The sequence below is a fragment of the Streptomyces sp. NPDC001513 genome (assembly GCF_042894695.1).
GTDB lineage: Bacteria > Actinomycetota > Actinomycetes > Streptomycetales > Streptomycetaceae > Streptomyces.
Window position 1 is genome coordinate 61,847 of record NZ_JBIAVU010000008.1, and the last position, 20,245, is coordinate 82,091.

Here is a 20,245-nt window from a genome sequence, read left to right on the forward strand (position 1 = left end):
GGAGCCCCCGCACAGTGGGCTCCGGCCGTCGGCCTTGTGGCCGTACGAGATCAGATGTCGAGGCCGGTGAGGACCAGGACCCGCTCGTACGTGTAGTCGTCCATCGCGTAGCGGACGCCCTCGCGGCCCACACCGGACTGCTTGACGCCGCCGTACGGCATCTGGTCGGCGCGGTAGGACGGCGCGTCGCCGACGATCACGCCGCCGACCTCGAGCTCGCGGTGGGCGCGGAACGCCGTCTGGATGTTCCGGGTGAAGACGCCGGTCTGCAGACCGAACTTCGAGTCGTTCACCGCGGCGAAGGCCTCGTCGGTGTTCTCGACGCGCCGGAGGGTCAGGACCGGGCCGAAGACCTCTTCGGTCGCCAGCTTGACGCCGTCGGGCACGTTCGCGATCACGGTGGGCTCGTACGAGGCACCCTCGCGCTTGCCACCGGCGAGCAGCTTGGCTCCGGCGGACACGGCCTCGTCGACCCAGGACTCGACACGCTGGGCGGCGGCCTCGGAGACGAGGGGGCCGACGTCGGTGGCGGAGTCGGACGGGTCGCCGGTGACCTGCGCCTGGACCTTCGCGACGACCTTCTCGACGAGGCGGTCGTAGACGGAGGCGTCGGCGATCACGCGCTGCACGGAGATGCAGGACTGGCCGGCCTGGTAGTTCGAGAAGGTCGCGATGCGGGTCGCGGCCCAGTCGAGGTCGGCCTCGGAGGACCAGTCGTCCAGGACCACGGCCGCGGCGTTGCCGCCGAGCTCCAGCGTGCAGTGCTTGTGGGGCACCGACTGCTGGATGGCGTAGCCGACGGTGTCGGAGCCGGTGAAGGAGATGACGGGCAGGCGCTCGTCCTTGACCAGGGCCGGCATCTTGTCGTTCGCGACCGGCAGGACCGACCAGGAACCGGCCGGGAGGTCGGTCTCGGCGAGCAGTTCACCCAGGATCAGGCCGGAGAGCGGGGTGGCCGGGGCCGGCTTCAGGATGATCGGCGCGCCGACGGCGATGGCCGGGGCCACCTTGTGGGCGCACAGGTTCAGCGGGAAGTTGAACGGCGCGATGCCGAGGACCGGACCCTTGACGAAGCGGCGGGTCAGCGCGAGACGGCCGACGCCACCGGCGTCGGTGTCGAGGCGCTGGGCCTCTCCGCCGTTGAAGCGGCGGGCCTCTTCGGCGGCGAAGCGGAACACGGACACCGCACGGCCGACCTCACCGCGGGCCCACTTGATGGGCTTGCCGTTCTCGGCGGAGATCAGCTGGGCGATCTCCTCGGTGCGCTCGGCGAGCCGCTTGGACACGTGGTCCAGGGCGGCGGCCCGTACGTGGGCGGGGGTCGCGGAGAATTCCGCCGTCACGGCGTACGCCGCCGCCACGGCCTCTTCGACCTGCTCGTCGGTGGGCACGCTGACGGTGCCGACGAGCCGGCCGTCCCACGGGGAGTGGACGTCGAAGCTGTCCTCGCCGGTGGCCTGGCGGCCGGCGAGCCAGAAGGCGTGGGTGGAAGTCATGCGAATCCCGGCCCTTCGGAAGTGTGCGGTGGGCTTGTCCCCTCCACCGTAGGACTCCGCCGGCGTTTCGGCGTTTGTCCCTGATGGAGCGGCGGGTCGTCGGGCTTCGCCGCTTTGTCACTGTCGCCCGGCCGGAAGGGGGAGCCGGGCGGTCGGGGTGGGCTGCCGGGCTACGACGGGGCCGAGGTGGCCTTGAGGGCGAGCCAGAGCTCCATGCGGACGTCCGGGTCCTCCAGGGAGCGGCCGAGGATCTCCTCGACCCGCTTCATCCGGTAGCGCAGGGTGTGCCGGTGCACGCCGAGGTCGGCGGCGGCCGCGTCCCACTGGCCGTGGCGCGAGAGCCATGCCTGCAGCGAGGCCACCAGGTCGCCGCGGCCGGTCGCGTCGTGCTCCCGCAGCGCGCGCAGGGTCCCGTCCGCGAAGGCCCGTACCGCGTCGTCGGCCAGCAGCGGCAGGACCGAGCCCGCCGCCATGTCCTCGTGCTCCACCATCGGCCGCCCGCGCCGGCGGGCCACGGCGAGCGCCTGGTCGGCCTGCTTGAGGGCCGCCGCCACGCCTTCCGGGCCGGCCGGGGCGGACAGGCCGACCACCAGTTCGTCCGGCTCGGGCCCGGCAGCGTCCCGGCCGCGCCGGGACTCCAGGGCCTCCGCGTGGTCCACGCACGCCTGTACGGCCGGTCCCGCGTCGGAGGCCAGCACCATCAGCCGCCCCGGTTCCGGGACCACCAGCAGCGCCTCCCCCGTGCGGGCGGCCGCCGACTCCACGGCGTCGGCGAGCAGCGCCAGGCCCTCCGGCTGCGCGGTCCCGGGCAGCGCCGGCTCGGCCACGATCAGCCGGAACGGCGCCTCCAGCAGGGTCCCGTACAGGTCCCCGGCCACCGACCGCGCGTGCTCCGCCTCGCCCGCCAGCAGCATCCGCAGCACCGCCGCCCCGAGCCGGGACTCGGCGTCGTGCAGCGAGCGCGACCGCTCGGTGGTGAGGGTCAGCAGGGCGACCGCGGAGTGGACGGCGTAGCGCTCAGCAGTGCCCAGCGGGGCCCCGGTGCCGACGGCGAGCGCGCCGCGCGCCCGCCGGCCCGTGCCCAGGGACTGGAGTTCGACGCGGTCCTCGGAGCCGCCGACCACGGCACTGGCGGGCGCCGGCCGCTCCCGCAGCCGCTCCACGTCGGGGGTCAGCCGGGCGGCGCGCCGCGCGGCCCAGTCGGGGGCGGCCGCGACGACGGCGCCCGAGGTGTCGTACAGCGCCGCCCAGCCGTGCACGTGCGCCGCCAGCTTCGCCAGCAGTTCGGCGGGCCCGTCGGCGGAGAGGGCGGCGCGGGTCAGCTCCCGCTGCGCCTCGAAACCGGCGGTCACGGCCCGGTACTGGTCCGCCGCGAGGGCCGCGGAGACGGCCTTGCTGATGGCCAGGAAGGGGGTCCGGCGCGGCACCTCCAGGAGCGGCATGTCCTCGGTGCGGGCCGCCTCGACCAGCGCCTCGGGGATCGCCTCGTAGTTCACGCCGATCGCGAAGCCGATGCCGACGACCCCGGCCGCGGCGAGCCGGCGTACGTAGCGGCGCATCTCCTCCGGGTCCTCCGCGTCCAGCTTCATCGCGGTGATCAGGAGCAGCTCGCCGCCCTCCATGTACGGGACGGGGTCGGCGAGCTCGCTGACGTGGGCCCAGCGCACGGGGGTGTCCAGGCGATCCTCCCCCGCCCGGACGCCGAGCTTGAGCGCCGAGTGCTGGACGAGTGAGGCGAGGGTGAGCGGCATCGGTTACCAGGGGCCTTAGCGGGAGGGGGCGGCGGGCACGGGGCGCTGGGGGCGGAAGGGGAGGAGCAGACGGGCAGACGAGCGGATCAGCAGATCAACGGATCAACGGATCAGCGAACCGGCGGATCAGCAGAGGAACAGAGCAGCCGCGGGCGATTTTCGCCTTGGCGTATGAACGGCTCCCCTCGATTCTGCCACCCCGTACGGGTCGGGGCGCGGGTCAGGCCGCCGGGCCGGACCCGCCCTCGGCCAGTCGCACCAGCAGCGGAGCCGCCCGTTCCCCCCGCACGGAGGTCAGCGACAGCACCGCGTGCCCGGGCGGCACGGCGTGCGCCAGGTCCGAGGCGGACCACCGCTCCCGCTCCACCTGCCGGACGGTCACCGCGTCGGTGGTGACCGCCTTGCCGGTGACGAGCTTGCGGAAGGCGTGCATGGCCCGGGTCAGCGGCTGGTCGGCGAAGACGGTGCGGTGGGTGACGTCGCGGGTCTCCACCCACTCGGTGCCCCAGGCCTCGGCGAACCGCTTGCCGTCCCAGGTGGTGACCCCGGAGAACGCCATGCGGCAGCCGACCGCCCCGAGCAGCGGCGTCCGCAGCGCCTCGGGTACGTCGTCCAGCGTGCGCAGCGTGAGCAGTACGCCGGCGTGCGCCGAGCGCAGCCGCTGGACGCCCCGCACGGTCTCCGGGGTCAGGGTCTGCGAGGCGTCGTCGAGGGCGAGGAAGGCGAAGAGGGAGCGGTCGGTGCGGGCGGCGGCCGCGGCGTTGAACTGGGCGAGCAGCAGCCGGGCCAGGATCCGGGAGGCGTCGGCGTGCCCGCGTTCGGGCAGGTCGACGCGGACGCGCAGGGGGTGTTCGAGAGCGCGCAGCGAGAACGGCTGTCCTTGCCCGGTGGTGTCGAAGAACCCGGCGAAGGCGGGCCGGTCCAGCAGGGCCACCCTGTCGGCGAGGGCGGGTCCCGGGTCGCCGTGGGCCCCGTGCTGGCGGGTCCGGGCGTCGAGCTCGCGCAGCATCGCGTGCTGCGCGGCGAGTTCGCGGCGCAGCGCGTCGAAGGCGGCGGGCACCTGGTCGAGCAGTTCGCGCAGCTCGGGCACGGCCGGGAAGCGGCCGTACGCCGCCCGGAACGGGCCGAGGAGCTGGGCGAGGGCGGTCGCGGCCCGGCGCACGTCGATCCCGGGGACGTCCCCGACGAAGGCGTCGGCGAGCAGGGTGGCGGCCTCGTCGGGGTCGGTGGCGCCGCCGTAGAGGTCGAGGTCGTAGACGGAGGCGGGGTCGCCAATGCGGACCACGACGTCGTAGCCGGTGTCCGGCCCGAGCTGGGCCCCGGCCGCGCCGACGGCGACGACGGCGGCCTGGCCGGCGAGCGCCTGCAGCATGAGGGACTCGACGACGGGCCGCACCAGGCGCTGGGTCTTGCCGCTGCCGGAGGGGCCGACGGCGAGGAGCGAGGTGCCGAGCACGTCGGGGTCGAGGGCGAAGCCGGTGCCGCGGCGGGCGTACGGGTTGCGCGCGCCGTCCTCGACGGTGCCGAGCAGCACCTGCCGGGCCAGCAGATCGTGCCGGGCGGCCCGCGCGGGCAGGTCCCGCGCGCCGGACGGGTGCACGCAGGCCCCGGCGCCCTTGTCCCGCACGGCCTCGGCGAAGGCCCGCATCCGGGAGGGGTCGACGCGCACGGAATCCCAGGCCCGCCGAATGCGCGCGTAGTCCACGTCGTTCATCCGCCCGCCCCCGACCTCCCCCTCCAGCCGATCAGCCACCTCCCCAAGCCCAGCCCCCCGCACCTGCGGCCACCGCGCGAGGTCCTCGGCCGGTTCCTCGGCCGAGGACGGCCCGGTGCGGTCCGGGGCCGCTCCAGCCGCCGAAGGGGCCGACCGGAGGCGGCGCAGCAACCGAACCGCGCCCCCGAGCCAGGCGAAGGCAAGGACGACGGCCACGTCGATCGCGGTCTTCGCCGCGTTGTCGAGCTCGAGGTTGGTCACCTGGTCGGTTTTTGTGTACGGCAGGAACGAGAAGACCAACTGGCGGATCGGCAGCTGGTGGTTGTCGACCAGCAGGAGGGTGACGTAGGCGAGCGGTACGACCGCCAGAGCCTGGACCCAGGGACCGCGCGCGACGACCAACCGGGTCCAGGCGGTGCGCCAGCTCCCGAGTCGGCCGAAGCCGTAGAGGAGCGCCGAGACGAAGAGCAGCTCGTAGATCGGCTTGGCCTGCATCCCGCCCGTCTCCATGATGGGCTCGCCGTTCGCGGAGTACCAGCTGTCGGGGGTGAAGAGGTTCAGCGGCGCGTCCCAGAACGGGATGTAGGTGTTGCGCATGAGGGACCAGACGAGGACGCAGGCCAGGAAGGAGATGACGGCGCCGCTGGCGAGGGCCCGGTCGGGGGTCCGCGCGGCTTCCACCGCCGCGCGCGGGGTGTGGCCGTACCTCCAGACGCCCGGCTCGGCGGCCGGGCGGGCGGTGCGCAGCCAGTCGGCGAGGGCGAGGGTCGGTCCCCGGCCGGGGGCATGGCTGGGCTTCGGAGGGTGCGTGGGGGGGCCGGCAGGTCTCGGTACGTGACCTGCACGGGTCGCCTGTCCCTCGTACGCACCGTCGGTGTCCATGAACCCCTGCCCCCTGCCCGTGCCCTGCGCTGCGGCGCTCAATCTAGTGCCCGGCAGGGGCCTTGGACCCGCACCTGGCGATGATCCACAAGATGCGCGACGCATCCTTCCTATGGCCGTCGCGGACAAGGACACGCGGAGATCACTACCGAACGGAGCATGCCGGACCCCCGCTCCCGGGCCTAGCCTGCGGACAAAGACACAAGTGCGTCCGAAAACACCCCCCAGGAGCCCTCTATGACCGCTGTCCCGCAGGAGCGCAAGATCGTCACCGCGATCCCCGGCCCCAAGTCGCAGGAACTGCAGGCCCGCCGCCTCCAGACCGTGGCCGGTGGCGTGGGCTCCGTGCTGCCCGTCTTCACGGCCCGCGCGGGCGGCGGCATCATCGAGGACGTCGACGGCAACCGCCTGATCGACTTCGGCTCCGGCATCGCCGTGACCTCGGTCGGCGCCTCCGCCGAGGCCGTCGTGCGCCGCGCCTCCGCGCAGCTCGCCGACTTCACCCACACCTGTTTCATGGTCACGCCGTACGAGGGCTACGTCGAGGTCTGCGAGGCCCTCGCCGAGCTGACCCCGGGCACCCACGCCAAGAAGTCGGCGCTGTTCAACTCCGGCGCCGAGGCCGTCGAGAACGCCGTCAAGATCGCCCGCTCGTACACCAAGCGCCAGGCCGTCGTCGTCTTCGACCACGGCTACCACGGCCGCACCAACCTGACGATGGCGCTGACGTCGAAGAACATGCCGTACAAGCAGGGCTTCGGTCCGTTCGCCCCCGAGGTCTACCGCGTCCCGGTCGCCTACGGCTACCGCTGGCCCACCGGCGCCGAGAACTGCGGCCCCGAGGCCGCCGCCCAGGCGATCGACCAGATCAGCAAGCAGATCGGCGCCGAGAACGTCGCCGCGATCATCATCGAGCCCCTCCTCGGCGAGGGCGGCTTCATCGAGCCGGCCAAGGGCTTCCTGCCCGCGATCGTGAAGTTCGCCAACGAGAACGGCATCGTCTTCGTCGCCGACGAGATCCAGTCCGGCTTCTGCCGCACCGGCCAGTGGTTCGCGTGCGAGGACGAGGGCATCGTCCCGGACCTGATCACCACCGCCAAGGGCATCGCGGGCGGTCTGCCGCTCGCCGCCGTGACCGGCCGCGCCGAGATCATGGACTCCGCCCACGCGGGCGGCCTGGGCGGCACCTACGGCGGCAACCCGGTGGCCTGCGCCGGTGCGCTCGGCTCCATCGAGACCATGAAGGAGCTCGACCTCAACGCCAAGGCGAAGAAGATCGAGTCCCTCATGAAGGCCCGTCTGACGGCCATGCAGGAGAAGTACGAGATCATCGGCGACATCCGCGGCCGCGGCGCCATGATCGCGATCGAGCTCGTCAAGGACCCGGTCTCCAAGACCCCGTTCCCGGAGGCGGCCGGCGCGCTCGCCAAGGCCTGCCACGCGGAGGGCCTGCTCGTCCTCACCTGCGGCACCTACGGCAACGTGCTCCGCTTCCTCCCGCCGATCGTCATCGGCGAGGACCTGCTGAACGAGGGCCTGGACCTCATCGAGGCCGCGTTCGCCGCCATCGGCACGGACGTCTGAGCGGACGTCTGAGCGGACGGCTAGAACGCCCGAGCGCAGCACGCCTTCCCTACCGGCGGTAACGGGCGGACGCTGTGAAGAAGCTGTGGGGGGCCGATGGCGGGAACGCGATCCTGCTGTCGGTCCCCCTTCTGCTGCCGTACGGTTTCTGCAGATGAGTGAGACACCCCGCTCACGGGAAACCGAGGGCGACACCAGTACCGGGCTTCCCCAGCACCGTATTGGGCATGCGTTCGCGCACACTCCTCACCGATCGGACAGCCGTTCGCCCCAAACCCCCCGGGGCGTGCGGCAACCCGGTCCGGGCGGCCGTCCCGGAACCACCCCCCCTGTTCCGGGACGGCCGGCCACTCCTCTCCTGATCGCCGCGCTCTGCGGCCTCCTCTTCTCCCTGGTCACCTGGCAGGTGCTGGTCTCCGGCCCGCTGCTGACGCCGGACCACGAGCTGAGCCGCGCCCTGGTGCGCACGGTCCCGGACTCCGTCACCGAGCGCCTCTCGGACCTCGGCAACATCCCGGTCGCCGTGCCCGTCCTCGCGCTCGCCATGGCCTACGCCGCCCGCCGCGGCCGCCTCCGCGCCGCCGGAGCCGCGGGCCTGGCCATGGCCCTGGTGCCGGCCCTCGTCATCCCGTTCAAGGAGTGGACCGCCCGGCCGGGCCCCCTGGAACCCTGGGCCGCCGGCTACTTCCCCTCGGGCCACACGGCCACCGCGGCCGTCGCCTACATCGGCGCGGCCCTGCTGGTGCGCCCGTACACCCGCCGCCCCTGGCCGATGGCCGTCGCCCTCGCCCTGACGGCCGCCACGGCCGCCGGCCTGATCCTGCGCGGCTGGCACTGGCCCCTGGACGTGGCGGCCAGCCTCCTGATGTGCACACCCCTGCTGCTCGGCGTGGCCCGGGTGGTGACGTACGGTCGTTCCGGTCGTCAACCGAGGGGGATCCGGTGGGGGAAGAGCAGGCTCAGCCGCGGAAGTACGCGCTCACGGTCGGGGGACGCCCGCACGAGGTGACCCTGTCGGGCGGCAGCATCCTGCTCCCCGTACACGGCCGCAAGATCCATCACGATCCGGCGTGCGGTCACCTGACGGACTCCGCCGAGCTGAAGACCTTCCCAGACGATCCCGAGGGCCTGCTCTGGTGGCGGCTGCTCGACGCGGCCGACCCGGCCGCGTTCGCGCGCGGGATCGGCCTGGTCAACTCCCAGAACCAGCCGCTCGACGGCCTCTGCTCCTGCGTCCTGCGCCCGGTGAGTGCCGCCCGGGCGGCACTGCTGCGCTACTGCCCCGTCGAGTGGGCGGCCGAGGTGTTCGACACCGAGCGCCACCGCGCCGCCGCCGAGGCCGCGGAGCAGGAGGCCGAACGCATCCGCGACCGGTTCCCGCTCGCCGACTGGGAGCAGCTGCCCCTGGAGCGCTACGCCCTCGGGCAGGGCAGCGGGAACGACACGTACTCGTACGTGATCGAGTACGGCAGCGCCCGGCTCGGCAGCATCACCGGCGGCTCGGCCATGAAGCACCTCGTCTACCGCCGCACCGACGGCTCCTGGTGGCACGACTCCCGCTACAAGGACGCCGGCGAGGCCTGGGCGGCCGTGCGCGCCGGGATCGTCGAGGCCGTCCGTGCCGCCCTCGACGGCCGCGTCGGCGACATCGACTCCATGCCCGCCGTCCGGGCCGGCAACACCGTGATCGCCAAGACCCTGCACGTCTACGCGAACGGGTCCGTGCTGCCCCTCTACGCGGACAACCTCGCCCGCCACTTCGTGGCGCTGCTGGCCGACGGGCCGGTACCGCAGATGCGCCCGTTCGAGCGGAAGGCCCATCTCAAGGAGCTGTTCGAGCGCACCGGCGTCTGCGCCGGCTGGTCGCCCGATCTCGCCGCCCGCTTCCTCCTGTGGTGGGCGCCGCCGCTGAGCGCGCCCCGGACCGTACGGATCGACACCGCGGGGCAGGTGTCGCAGTGGCAGTGGGCGGACTGGCTGGCGCACGGGCACCTCGCCGTCGCGATGGACGGGGAAGACGTGGGCGACCTGCACCGGTTCGCCGACCGTGAGGAGTTCGCCGAGGCCTGCGCCGGCCACCCGGGCCTGACGGACCTGTGGGAGCTGCTCGCCCTGCGCCCCGGCGACCGCGTCGTGGCGACCTCCGGCAACGTCCGGGTCCTCGCCGTCGGCCGGGTCACCGACGACGGGTACCACTGGGACCCCGACGGCGGCGAGCCCCGCCACACCGTCTCGGTGCAGTGGGACGAGACGTACGCGACGGTCCTGGAGCCGCCCGTGGCCTGGCGGCGGGGGTTCCTGGCGGAGGTCAGGTCGGCCGTGTGGGAGAGGATCGCGAAGGCCCGCTCGAAGAGCCTGGCCGCCGCCGGTCAGGAGGAGGCCGCCGAGCCGGTGGCGGACGGCGCCCCGCTCGACCCGGTGCTCCGGCGCATCGGGGACGCCCTCGACCGGCGTGGTCAGGCGGTCCTCTACGGGCCGCCCGGTACCGGCAAGACGTACGAGGCCCTGCGCTACGCCGTCCGCCGCATCGGCGAGCTCGCCGACGACCTCCCCGGGGTCCGGCCGTACGCCGAGCCCGGCGAGGAGGCCTTCCGGGCGACGCACCGGGCGCTCGTCGAGGCGGACCGGCTCACCATGGTCACCTTCCACCCCAACTACGGCTACGAGGACTTCATCGAGGGCCTGCGCCCCGTGAAGGGCGAGGCGGGCCTCGCGCTGGAGGTGCGGGCCGGCGTGTTCAAGCGGGTGTGCGCGCGGGCCGCGCAGGATCCCGGCCACACCTATCTGGTCCTCGTCGACGAGCTCAACCGCGGCAACCTGCCCAAGATCTTCGGTGAGCTGATCACGCTGCTGGAGAAGGACAAGCGGGGGTACACCGTCACCCTGCCGCTCAGCGGCGACCTCTTCTCCGTACCGCCCAACGTCCAGCTGCTGGGGACGATGAACACGGCCGACCGTTCGATCCGGATGCTCGACTCGGCGATCCGCCGCCGTTTCGCCTTCCTGGAGCTGCTGCCGAACACGGAACCGCTGACCGACGCCGTGGTGGGACAGCTCGACCTGAAGGTCTTCCTCACCGAGCTCAACGCCCGCATCCGCGCCGGCCTCGACCGCGAGAAGCAGATCGGCCAGGCCTTCCTGCTGCCCGGCGGGGAGCCGGTCGGCACCCCCGAGGAGCTGGCGGCCGTGATCCGCGACGAGATCCTGCCGCTGCTCCAGGAGTACGCGTACGACGACTACGGCCTGCTGGCGGGCTTCCTCGGCACCGCCGTGATCGATCCCGTGGCGCACACCCCCCGGGAGCTCGACGACGAGAAGCTCGTGTCCGCCCTGTACGAGGAACTCCAGGTCAAGGCCCATGCGACTCAGCCTGAATGAGTACGGCTCCGAGCTGTTCCCCGAGGCCCGCCTCACTGCGGCGGACCGGCTGCTGCTCGCCGACGGCGCACTCGACGGGATGCTGCGCGTCCGGGAGCCCGCCGCGGGCGGGATCGAGGTGGAGGCCACCTCCCACGTCGGGGTGGTGCGGCTGGCGGCGTGCGAGATCCGGGTCCTGCCCAAGTACCTCGGGAGCGGCCTCGACGTCCTGCGGATGCTGGACTACGCCCGGGGCGGGACCGGGCGCCTCCTGCCGTCCCACCAGGACCTGACGGCGGGCGACCCGGACCTCCGCGACCTGGTGGCCCTCATGGTCACCGAGTACGGCGAGGGGCTGCTGCGCCGGGGCGTCCGGCGGGACTACCTCACCCGGGAGGACGACCTGCCCGCCGTCCGCGGCCGGATGCTGGTGGACCGCCAGCTCCTGCGGCACCACGGCCGCCTCGACCGCCTCGCCTGCCGCTTCGACGAGCACGACGCGGACATCCCCGACAACCGGCTGTGCGCGGCCGCCCTGGAGCGGGCCGCCCGCACGGCCCGGCTCCCCCGGGTACGGGCCCGCGCGCGGCGGGCCGCCGCGCAGTTCGCGCCGCTGGCGCCGACGCCGCTCGGGGACCTGCGGACGCTCGTCGCCGGACTGGAGTACCACCGGCACAACGCCCATTACCGGGCCGCCCACCAATGGGCCGAGCTGCTGCTCTCCGGGGGCGGCGTCGAAGGGCTCTTCGCCTCGGGGCCGCTGTCGTCCCGGGCGTTCCTCGTGGACATGAACGGCCTCTTCGAGGAGTTCGTGACGCGGCTGCTCACCGAGGGCGCCGCGGCCGCCGGGCTCGGCCTGCGCGTCGACGCGCAGTCCCGGCACCGGCGGGTGCTCTTCGACGAGCGGACGCGCACCCCCTACAGCGAGGTGCGGCCCGACGTCCTGGTCCTCGGCGAGCGGGACGGGCAGCCCTTCCGGCTGCCGGTCGACGCGAAGTACAAGCTGTACGACGGCAAGAAGCTGTCGACCTCGGACCTGTACCAGGCGTTCCTCTACGCGCACGCGCTCGGGAGCCCCGCCTCGTGCGTCCTGGTCCACCCCGGCGGACCGGGGGCCGCCGGGGCCCGGGTCGCCGTACGCGCCTGGGACGGCGCCACCTCGGCACGGGTGCGGGCCGTGTCCCTGGACCTGCGCGACGCCCTCGCGGTGCTGGGCGGGCCGGAGCCGTCGGCGGCTCCGGCCCGGTTGTGGCGGGAGGTGCTGGGTCAGCCGCCGAAGTAGGCGTCGAAATTGCGGCTGAATTCCCAGCCGCCGAAGCGGTCCCAGTTGATCGACCAGGTCATCAGGCCGCGCAGGGCGGGCCAGGTGCCGTGGGTCTGGTAGCTCCCGCAGTCCGTCTTCTTCGTCAGGCAGTTCAGGGCCTTGTTCACCTCGGCGGGCGGGGTGTGGCCGTTGCCCGCGTTCGGCGTGGCCGGGAGGCCGATCGCGACCTGGTCCGGGCGCAGGGCCGGGAAGACGCGGGCGGTGTTGCCGGCGACGGGGAAGCCGGTGAGCAGCATGTCGGTCATGGCGATGTGGAAGTCCGCGCCGCCCATGGAGTGGTACTGGTTGTCGAGGCCCATGATCGGGCCCGAGTTGTAGTCCTGGACGTGGAGCAGGGTGAGGTCGTCGCGCAGGGCGTGGATGACCGGGAGGTACGCGCCGGCGCGCGGGTCCTGGCCGCCCCAGGGGCCGGAGCCGTAGAACTGGTGGCCCAGCTGGACGAAGAAGGTCTCCGGGGCCATGGTCAGGACGAAGCCCTGGCCGTACCTGGCCTTCAGGGTCTTCACGGCCGAGATCAGGTTCACCACCACGGGCGTGGTGGGGGCCCGGAAGTCGGTGTCCCCGGTGGCGAGGGAGAGGGAGTGGCCCTCGAAGTCGATGTCGAGGCCGTCGAGCCCGTACTCGTCGATGATCTTGCTGACGGAGGAGACGAAGGTGTCGCGGGCGGCGGTGGTCGACAGCTGCACCTGGCCGTTCTGGCCGCCGATGGAGATGAGGACCTTCTTACCGGCGGCCTGCTTGGCCTCGATCGCGGCCTTGAACTCGGCCGGGGATTCGACGTTCGGGCACTCGGCGACCGGGCAGAGCCGGAAGCGGATGTCGCCGGAGGTCACCGAAGTCGGCTCGCCGAAGGCCAGGTTGACGACGTCCCAGGAGGCGGGCACGTCGGCCATCCGGACGTAGCCGGAGCCGTTGGCGAAGCTCGCGTGCAGATAGCCGACCAGCGCGTGCGCGGGCAGGCCTCCCCCGCCGCCACCGCCACCGGCTGTCGTGGTCGCGGAGGCGGGGGCGCTCTGCGCGGACTCGCCCGCCGCGTTCACCGCGCTGACCCGGAAGGTGTACGTGGTGGACGCGGCGAGGCCGGTCACGGCCGTCGGGGCGGAGGTGACGGAGAACGGCGCGGCGCCGTCCCGGTGGACGGTGTACGAGGTGGCTCCGGGCACCGCCGGCCAGTTCAGGGAGACCGAGCTCGACGAGGTGGCGGTGGCGGTCAGGCCGGTGGGGGCGGCCGGGGGCTGGGGCTGGCCTGGGCCGCCGGGGTCGGGGCCGATCAGGGTGAGGTCGTCGGTGAGGTGGGCGGGCTGGCCGTACCAGCCGTGGGTGTAGACCGTCACCGAGGTCGTCGACGGGCCGGTGCGGAAGGTGGTGGTGAGCTGCTTCCAGGCGCCCGGGGTCTGCGTCCAGGCCGACACGTCGGTGGTGCCGGTGCCGCTCGCGCCGAGGTAGACGTACGCGCCCTGCACCCAGGCGGCCAGCGTGTACGGGGAGTCGGGCTTGACGGTGACGCTCTGGGAGCAGCGGGCGTTGTCCTGTCCGGCCGGGGTGGCCCGGAGGGCGGAACCTCCGCCGTGGACGGGGGTGGTGACGACGGCTCCGCTGCCCGCCGAGCAGCTCCAGCCGTCGAGGCCGGCCTCGAAGCCGCCGTTGCGCACGAGATCGGCGTCGGCCGCGGCGGCGGGCGGTCCGGCGGCGAGGAATGCGGCCGCCGCCAGGGCGGCGGCCGTGAGGAGGGACCAGGTTCTGCGCACAACTGCCTCCGGGGCATGGGGGGATGGAGCCAGGCTGTGGAAACGGGAACAGCGGCGCCCAAGATGGTCCAGACCAATACCCTTGTCAAGATGTCCGGCCCTCCCCCTCTCCGGCCGACGCCGCGGCGGACACGGCGACCGTCGCCACCGCCTCGTGCATCGCGAGCTCCAGCACGGCCGGGTCGGTGAGGGTCCCCTCCCCGTCCGGCAGTACCGCCCAGCGCACCCCGCCGGTGGCCCGGCCGGGATACGGGACGACGATCCAGCTCCCGCGCCCGGCCCCGCGTACACCCGTGCCGATCCAGCGGGACGCGGTGCCCGCAGGCACGAAGAAGCCCATCCGGGAGTCGCCGAAGTCGGCGAGCACCGGGCCGGGCCGGTCGATGATGAGCCGCAGTACGTCGAGGGTGACCTGCCCCAGGTCCCCGGGCAGGACGAGCACGTCCCACAGCCGGCCGGCGGGCAGCAGGGCGACCCCGAGGGGGTTGCGCTCCCACTCCCACCGGCAGGCATCGGGGTCCGGCGCCACCGATACCAGCCATTCCACTGCCGTCTTGGCCCCCGGGAACGTCATCGCCCGGCCTCCGTTCGTCTCGTGCGCGGTGAAGGGTTCTCACCGGGAGAGAGCGGGGCCGGGCGCAACTATGACGCGGGTTTCCTTACTCCAAGGCAGTGAACCGGGTCACACGGTGACCGGCGGATGTGCGCCGGGGGCGCGTGCGATCGGGCGACGTGCCGTTCAGCTGTCGAAGCCGAGGCCGAAGCGGTCCAGCGTGCGGAGCCACAGGTTGCGGTGCCCGCCGCGGCGGTCGGCGCGGGCCAGCGACCACTTCGTGAGGGTGATCCCGGTCCAGGCGAAGGGCTCGGGCGGGAACGGCATCGGCTTGGACTTCACCATCTCCAGCCGGGTGCGCTCGGTGGAGAGTCCGTCCAGCAGGTCCAGCATCACCTCCGCGCCGAAGCGGGTGGCGCCCACCCCGAGCCCGGTGTAGCCGGCCGCGTAGGCCACCTTCCGGGAGTGCGCCGTGCCGAAGAAGGCGGAGAAGCGCGAGCAGGTGTCGATGGCGCCGCCCCAGGCGTGGCTGAACTTCAGCCCCTCCAGCTGCGGGAAGGCGGTGAAGAAGTGCTCCGCGAGCTTGAGGTACGTCTCGGGGCGGTGGTCGTACTCGGAGTCGAGCTTCCCCCGGTAGGGGTAGATCGCGTCGTAGCCGCCCCACAGGATCCGGTGGTCCTTGGTGATCCGGAAGTAGTGGAACTGGTTGGCGCTGTCGCCGAGCCCCTGCCGGTTCTTCCATCCGATCGCGGCGAGCTGGGCCTCGTCCAGCGGCTCGCTCATCAGCGCGTAGTCGTAGACCGGAACCGTGAAGGGGCGGATCCGCCTGACCAGCGAGGGGAAGATGTTGGTGCCCAGGGCGACCCGGCGGGCGAGGATCGTGCCGTAGGGGGTCTGGACGGCCATCCCGGTCCCGACCGCGGACATCTTCAGGCCTGGCGTGTTCTCGTAGATCCGCACCCCGAGGCCGAGGCAGGCCTGCTTGAGGCCCCAGGCCAGCCTCGCCGGGTTGAGCATGGCGACGCCGTCGCGGTCCCAGAGGCCCGCGAGGAAGGTCGGCGAGTCGACCTCGGCGCGCAGGGCGTCGGCGTCCAGCCATTCGGAGCGGCCGGCCAGGCCGAGGCGCTGCGCCTCCTCGTGGAGTTCGCGCAGCTCCTCCACCTGGTGGGGTTCGGTGGCGACGTCGATCTCGCCGGTCCGCTCGAAGTCGCAGTCGATCCCGTAGCGGGCGACGGCCTCCTCGATGGCGTCGAGGTTGCGGGCGCCCAGCTCCTCCAGCTTGGCCAGCTCGTCGGGCCAGCGGGCGATCCCGTTGCCGAGTCCGTGGGTGAGGGAGGCGGCGCAGAATCCGCCGTTGCGCCCGGAGGCGGCCCAGCCCGCCTCCTTGCTCTCGATGAGCACGACGTCCCGTTCGGGGTCGCGCTCCTTGGCGATCAGCGCGGTCCACAGACCGCTGTAGCCGCCGCCGACGACCAGCAGGTCACAGCGCTCGTCCGAGGTCAGCGCCGGCTGCGGCGCGGGCTTGCCGGGGTCGTCCAGCCAGTACGAGACCGGCTTCGCTTCGGAAAGGGATTTCGCAACACTACGCATGGCGACTGGGGCCATGGCTTCCAACTCCCTACAGGGGTCTACTTCGGTTGTGCCTTCTTGCGGCGGTTGCCGACCATCTGGCCGACGAGGACCACCAGCACCGCGATGACGAACATCGCCGTGCCGATGACGTTGATCTGCACAGGCGTACCGCGCTGGGCCGATCCCCACACGAACATGGGGAAGGTGACGGTGTTGCCCGAGTTGAAGTTGGTGATGATGAAGTCGTCGAACGACAGCGCGAAGGAGAGCAGCGCGCCCGCCGCGATACCGGGGGCCGCGATCGGCAGCGTGACCCGTACGAAGGTCTGCACCGGGCCCGCGTAGAGGTCACGGGCGGCCTCCTCCAGCCGCGGGTCCATGGACAGGACACGCGCCTTGACGGCGGCGACGACGAAGCTGAGGCAGAACATGATGTGGGCGATCAGGATCGTCCAGAAGCCCAGCTGGATGCCCATGTTGAGGAAGAGCGCGAGCAGCGAGGCCGCCATCACGATCTCGGGCATGGCCATGGGCAGGAAGATCAGCGAGTTGACCGCGGCGCGCCCCCGGAAGCGGTAGCGGACCATCGCGAAGGCTATGGCGGTGCCCAGGGCGGTCGCGGCGAGGGTGGACCACAGGGCGATCTGGAGCGACAGCGAGAGGGAGCCGCACATGTCGGCGACCCCGCAGGGGTCCTTCCACGCGTCGAGCGAGAACTCCTGCCAGGCGTAGTTGAACCGCCCGGTGGGGTTGTTGAAGGAGAAGACGGTGACGACGACGTTCGGCAGGATCATGTACGCGAGCGTGCCGAGGCCCGCGATCACGACCAGATTGCGGCGGAGCCACGTGAGGGGATTGCGCATCAGACCAGGTCCTCCGTCCCCGCTCGGCGGATGTAGATGGTGACCATGATCAGCACGATGGCCATGAGGATGAAGGACAGCGCGGCCGCCGTCGGGTAGTCGAGGATCCGCAGGTACTGCGACTGGATGACGTTGCCGATCATCCGGGTGTCCGTGGAGCCGAGCAGTTCGGCGTTGACGTAGTCGCCGCTCGCCGGGATGAAGGTGAGCAGGGTCCCGGAGACCACGCCCGGCATGGAGAGCGGGAAGGTCACCTTCCGGAAGACCGTGGCGGGGTGGGCGTACAGGTCCCCGGCCGCCTCGTGGAGGCGGGTGTCGATGCGCTCCAGCGAGGAGTACAGCGGCAGGATCATGAAGGGGAGGAAGTTGTACGTCAGACCGCAGACGACCGCGAGCGGCGTGGCCAGCACCCGGTCCCCCTCGGTCATGCCGAGCCAGCTGGTGACGTCGAGGAAACCGATGTCGTTGAGGACGGCGACCACCGGTCCGCCGTCGGCCAGGATCGTCTTCCAGGCCAGCGTGCGGATCAGGAAGCTGGTGAAGAAGGGGGCGATGACCAGGACCAGCAGCAGGTTGCGCCAGCGGCCCGCCTTGAAGGCGATCAGGTAGGCCAGCGGGTACCCGAGCAGCAGGCACAGCGCGGTCGCGGTGCCGGCGTAGAGCAGGGAGCGCAGGAACTGCGGGTAGTACTCGGTGAAGGCGTCCCAGTAGGTCCCGAAGTGCCAGGTGACCTTGAAGCCCTCTTCGAGGGAGCCGGTCTGCACCGAGGTGGAGGCCTGGTAGACCATCGGCAGCACGAAGAAGACCAGCAGCCACAGGATGCCGGGGAGCAGCAGCCAGTACGGGATCAGCCGCTTGCGCACGGACGGCTTGTGCACCGGGGGTTCGGCGGCGGCGGACGCCTGCGGCGGCGCCGTGTCGATGGCGGGGCCGGTCACGCGATCTCCTCGACGGTCTCGATGCCCGCGTCGATGTCCTGCGCGGCGTCGAGGCCGAACGTGTGCTCCGGGTTCCAGTGCAGGATCACGTCGGCGCCCGGGACCAGGCGGGCGTCCCGCTCGATGTTCTGCGCGTACACCTCCAGCTCGGGGCAGACCCGGCTGTCGATGACGAACTGGGTGGAGACTCCGATGAAGGAGGAGTCGGCTATCTTGCCGGCGACCTTGTTGCGGCCGCTCGCGATGGTGTGCTCGTCAGCGGCCGGGACCAGGGATATCTTCTCCGGGCGCACGCCGACCAGGAGCTTTCCGCCGGCGCGGGGCGTGGTCGAACATCGGGCGGCGGGCAGCCGCAGGGTGGTGCCGGAGGCCGAGACGACCACGTCGGACCCGGCGGACTCGACGTCCGCCTCGATGAGGTTCGAGGTGCCGAGGAAGTTGGCGACGAAGGTGGTGCCCGGGTTCTCGTACAGCTCGGCGGGGGCGCCCAGCTGCTCGACGCGGCCTCCGTTCATCACGGCGACCGTGTCGGCCATGGTCATGGCCTCCTCCTGGTCGTGCGTGACGTGCACGAAGGTGATGCCGACCTCGGTCTGGATCCGCTTGAGCTCCAGCTGCATCTGGCGGCGCAGCTTGAGGTCGAGGGCGCCGAGCGGCTCGTCGAGGAGCAGCACCTGCGGGTGGTTGATCAGGGCGCGGGCGACGGCGACGCGCTGCTGCTGGCCGCCGGACAGCTGGTGCGGCTTGCGCGCGGCGAACTGACCGAGCTGGACGAGCTCCAGCATGTCGTCGACCTGCTTCTTGACCGACTTGATGCCGCGGCGGCGCAGTCCGAAGGCGATGTTCTCGTAGATGTTCAGGTGCGGGAACAGCGCGTAGCTCTGGAAGACCGTGTTGACCGGGCGCTTGTACGGCGGCAGGTCGGTGACCTCGCGGTCGCCGAGGTGGACCGTGCCGGTGGAGGGCTCCTCCAGGCCGGCGATCATGCGCAGGGTGGTGGTCTTCCCGCAGCCGGAGGCGCCGAGCAGGGCGAAGAAGGAGCCCTGGGGGATGGTGAGATCCAGCGGGTGCACGGCGGTGAAGGTGCCGTAGTGCTTGCTGATCCCGGAGAGGCGGACGTCGCCGCCCGCGGTCTTGTCAGTCATGGAGAGGTCCCGGGGGTGGGTGGGCGGAGCGGGCAAGGGAGGGTTCGCGGGGCGCGTACGGCTACGCGCCGATGAGCTTGGCGAACTTCTCTTCGTACGCGGTCTCTTCCTCGCTGGTGAGGGAGCGGAAGGCGCGGGCCTTGGCGGCCATCGCCTTGTCCGGGACGATCAGGGGGTTGTCCGCGAGTTCGGGATCGATCTTGGCCAGCTCGTCCTTGACGCCCTCGACCGGGCAGACGTAGCTGATGAAGGCGGCCAGCTGGGCGGCGACCGCGGGCTCGTAGTAGTAGTCGATGAGCTTCTCCGCGTTGGCCTTGTGCCGGGCCTGGGCGGGGACCAGGAGGTTGTCGCTGGAGGTGATGTACCCGGGGGCGGGGATGGCGTACTTGATGTCCGGGTTGCCGGCCTGCAGCTGGATGACGTCGCCGGCCCAGGCGAGACAGGCGGCGAGGTCGCCCTTGTCGAGGTCCGCCGTGTAGTCGTTGCCGGTGAAGCGGCGGATCTGCTTGGTGTCCACGCCCTTCTGGAGGCGGCCTATCGCCCCGTCGAAGTCCGCGGTGGTGAAGTGGGCGGGGTCCTTGCCCTGGTCGAGCAGGGTCATGCCGACGGTGTCGCGCATCTCGGTGAGGAAGCCGACGCGGCCCTTGAGGGTGGGGTCGTCGAGCAGCTGGGTGACGGAGTCGACCTTCTTGCCGCCCGTCGCCTTCTCGTTGTAGGCGATGACGGTGTCGATGCCGGTCCAGGGGTAGCTGTACGCCCGTCCCGGGTCCCAGTCCGGGGTGCGGAACTGCGGGATCAGGTTGGCGTAGGCGTGCGGGAGGTGCGAGGGGTCCAGCCGCTGCGCCCAGCCCAGCCGGATGATGCGGGCGGCGAGCCAGTCGGTGACGACGATCAGGTCGCGGCCGGTGTCCTGGCCGGCCGCGAGCTGCGGTCTGATCTTGCCGAAGAACTCGACGTTGTCGTTGATGTCCTCGGTGTACTTGACCTTGATCCCGGTCCGCTGGGCGAACTCCTCCAGCGTGGGACGCGACTTCTCGTCCTCGCTGGTGTCCATGTACTCGGTCCAGTTGGAGAAGTTGATCTCCTTCTCCTCGGCCGAGTGGTCGTCGGAGGCCACCGCCGCGTCGCCCGCGCGCTTGGCGGGCGGGATGCCGCACCCGGCGAGGGTGGACAGGCCTCCGAGGGTGAGCGCTCCGACTCCGGAGGCGCGCAGCAGCGAGCGGCGGGTGAGGGCGCCGCGCCCACTGGTGAGGCTGCGCCGCATCGCGGCGAGTTGCGCCGCCGAGAGGCGGTCGGGCTCGAACTGCTCCATGCGCTG

14 protein-coding genes are annotated in these 20,245 nt (G+C 72.2%); 4 read left to right on the top strand and 10 right to left on the bottom strand.

The window, feature by feature from the left end; genetic code table 11:
* Positions 1-50: 50 nt before the first annotated feature.
* The 3 genes from ACFYZ4_RS18835 to ACFYZ4_RS18845 form a co-directional block, all read right to left on the bottom strand.
* Positions 51-1,496 carry an aldehyde dehydrogenase family protein gene (locus ACFYZ4_RS18835; protein WP_351288816.1) on the bottom strand — a complete coding sequence of 482 codons (1,446 nt, stop codon included), beginning with the start codon at positions 1,494-1,496 and terminating at the stop codon, positions 51-53.
* A 170-nt stretch (positions 1,497-1,666) separates the two neighbouring features.
* A complete protein-coding gene (locus ACFYZ4_RS18840; protein ID WP_390784393.1) occupies positions 1,667-3,247 on the bottom strand; it encodes a PucR family transcriptional regulator in 1,581 nt (526 codons plus the stop codon).
* Between the two features lie 220 nt (positions 3,248-3,467).
* Positions 3,468-5,843 carry an ATP/GTP-binding protein gene (locus ACFYZ4_RS18845; protein ID WP_390784394.1) on the bottom strand — a complete coding sequence of 792 codons (2,376 nt, stop codon included), beginning with the start codon at positions 5,841-5,843 and terminating at the stop codon, positions 3,468-3,470.
* 237 nt (positions 5,844-6,080) lie between these two features.
* Here ACFYZ4_RS18845 and gabT point away from each other — a divergent pair, with 237 nt between their 5' ends.
* From gabT to ACFYZ4_RS18865, 4 genes are all read left to right on the top strand, one after another.
* The gene (gabT, locus tag ACFYZ4_RS18850) at positions 6,081-7,427 is read left to right on the top strand and encodes a 4-aminobutyrate--2-oxoglutarate transaminase (protein WP_351288822.1); all 1,347 of its coding nucleotides are present in this window, start codon (positions 6,081-6,083) and stop codon (positions 7,425-7,427) included.
* 154 nt (positions 7,428-7,581) lie between these two features.
* Positions 7,582-8,436 carry a phosphatase PAP2 family protein gene (locus tag ACFYZ4_RS18855; protein ID WP_390784395.1) on the top strand — a complete coding sequence of 285 codons (855 nt, stop codon included), beginning with the start codon at positions 7,582-7,584 and terminating at the stop codon, positions 8,434-8,436.
* Positions 8,370-10,805 carry an McrB family protein gene (locus ACFYZ4_RS18860; RefSeq protein ID WP_390784396.1) on the top strand — a complete coding sequence of 812 codons (2,436 nt, stop codon included), beginning with the start codon at positions 8,370-8,372 and terminating at the stop codon, positions 10,803-10,805. The genes ACFYZ4_RS18855 and ACFYZ4_RS18860 overlap by 67 nt, the downstream gene beginning before the upstream one ends.
* Complete coding sequence (locus tag ACFYZ4_RS18865) at positions 10,786-12,066, top strand: McrC family protein (RefSeq protein ID WP_390784397.1); 1,281 nt, start codon at positions 10,786-10,788, stop codon at positions 12,064-12,066. Before ACFYZ4_RS18860 ends, ACFYZ4_RS18865 begins: the two co-directional genes overlap by 20 nt.
* Here ACFYZ4_RS18865 and ACFYZ4_RS18870 read toward each other — a convergent pair.
* The 7 genes from ACFYZ4_RS18870 to ACFYZ4_RS18900 form a co-directional block, all read right to left on the bottom strand.
* Positions 12,051-13,856, bottom strand: coding sequence for a chitinase (locus ACFYZ4_RS18870; protein ID WP_390784398.1), 1,806 nt, complete (start codon positions 13,854-13,856; stop codon positions 12,051-12,053). The two genes, ACFYZ4_RS18865 and ACFYZ4_RS18870, sit on opposite strands and share 16 nt — an antisense overlap.
* A gap of 85 nt (positions 13,857-13,941) precedes the next feature.
* Positions 13,942-14,430: a hypothetical protein gene (locus ACFYZ4_RS18875; protein WP_351288832.1), complete on the bottom strand. Its 489-nt coding sequence runs from the start codon at positions 14,428-14,430 to the stop codon at positions 13,942-13,944.
* A 165-nt stretch (positions 14,431-14,595) separates the two neighbouring features.
* Positions 14,596-16,014, bottom strand: a complete 1,419-nt coding sequence (locus tag ACFYZ4_RS18880; RefSeq protein WP_390784399.1) for an NAD(P)/FAD-dependent oxidoreductase — start codon at positions 16,012-16,014, stop codon at positions 14,596-14,598.
* Between the two features lie 23 nt (positions 16,015-16,037).
* The gene (locus ACFYZ4_RS18885; RefSeq protein WP_351288836.1) at positions 16,038-16,844 is read right to left on the bottom strand and encodes an ABC transporter permease; all 807 of its coding nucleotides are present in this window, start codon (positions 16,842-16,844) and stop codon (positions 16,038-16,040) included.
* Positions 16,844-17,782 (bottom strand): ABC transporter permease, encoded by a 939-nt coding sequence (locus ACFYZ4_RS18890; protein ID WP_390784400.1) that lies wholly within the window; start codon positions 17,780-17,782, stop codon positions 16,844-16,846. The genes ACFYZ4_RS18885 and ACFYZ4_RS18890 overlap by 1 nt, the downstream gene beginning before the upstream one ends.
* A complete protein-coding gene (locus tag ACFYZ4_RS18895; RefSeq protein WP_390784401.1) occupies positions 17,779-18,927 on the bottom strand; it encodes an ABC transporter ATP-binding protein in 1,149 nt (382 codons plus the stop codon). Before ACFYZ4_RS18895 ends, ACFYZ4_RS18890 begins: the two co-directional genes overlap by 4 nt.
* 61 nt (positions 18,928-18,988) lie before the next feature.
* Positions 18,989-20,239, bottom strand: coding sequence for a spermidine/putrescine ABC transporter substrate-binding protein (locus ACFYZ4_RS18900; RefSeq protein WP_351288840.1), 1,251 nt, complete (start codon positions 20,237-20,239; stop codon positions 18,989-18,991).
* Positions 20,240-20,245 lie beyond the last annotated feature (6 nt).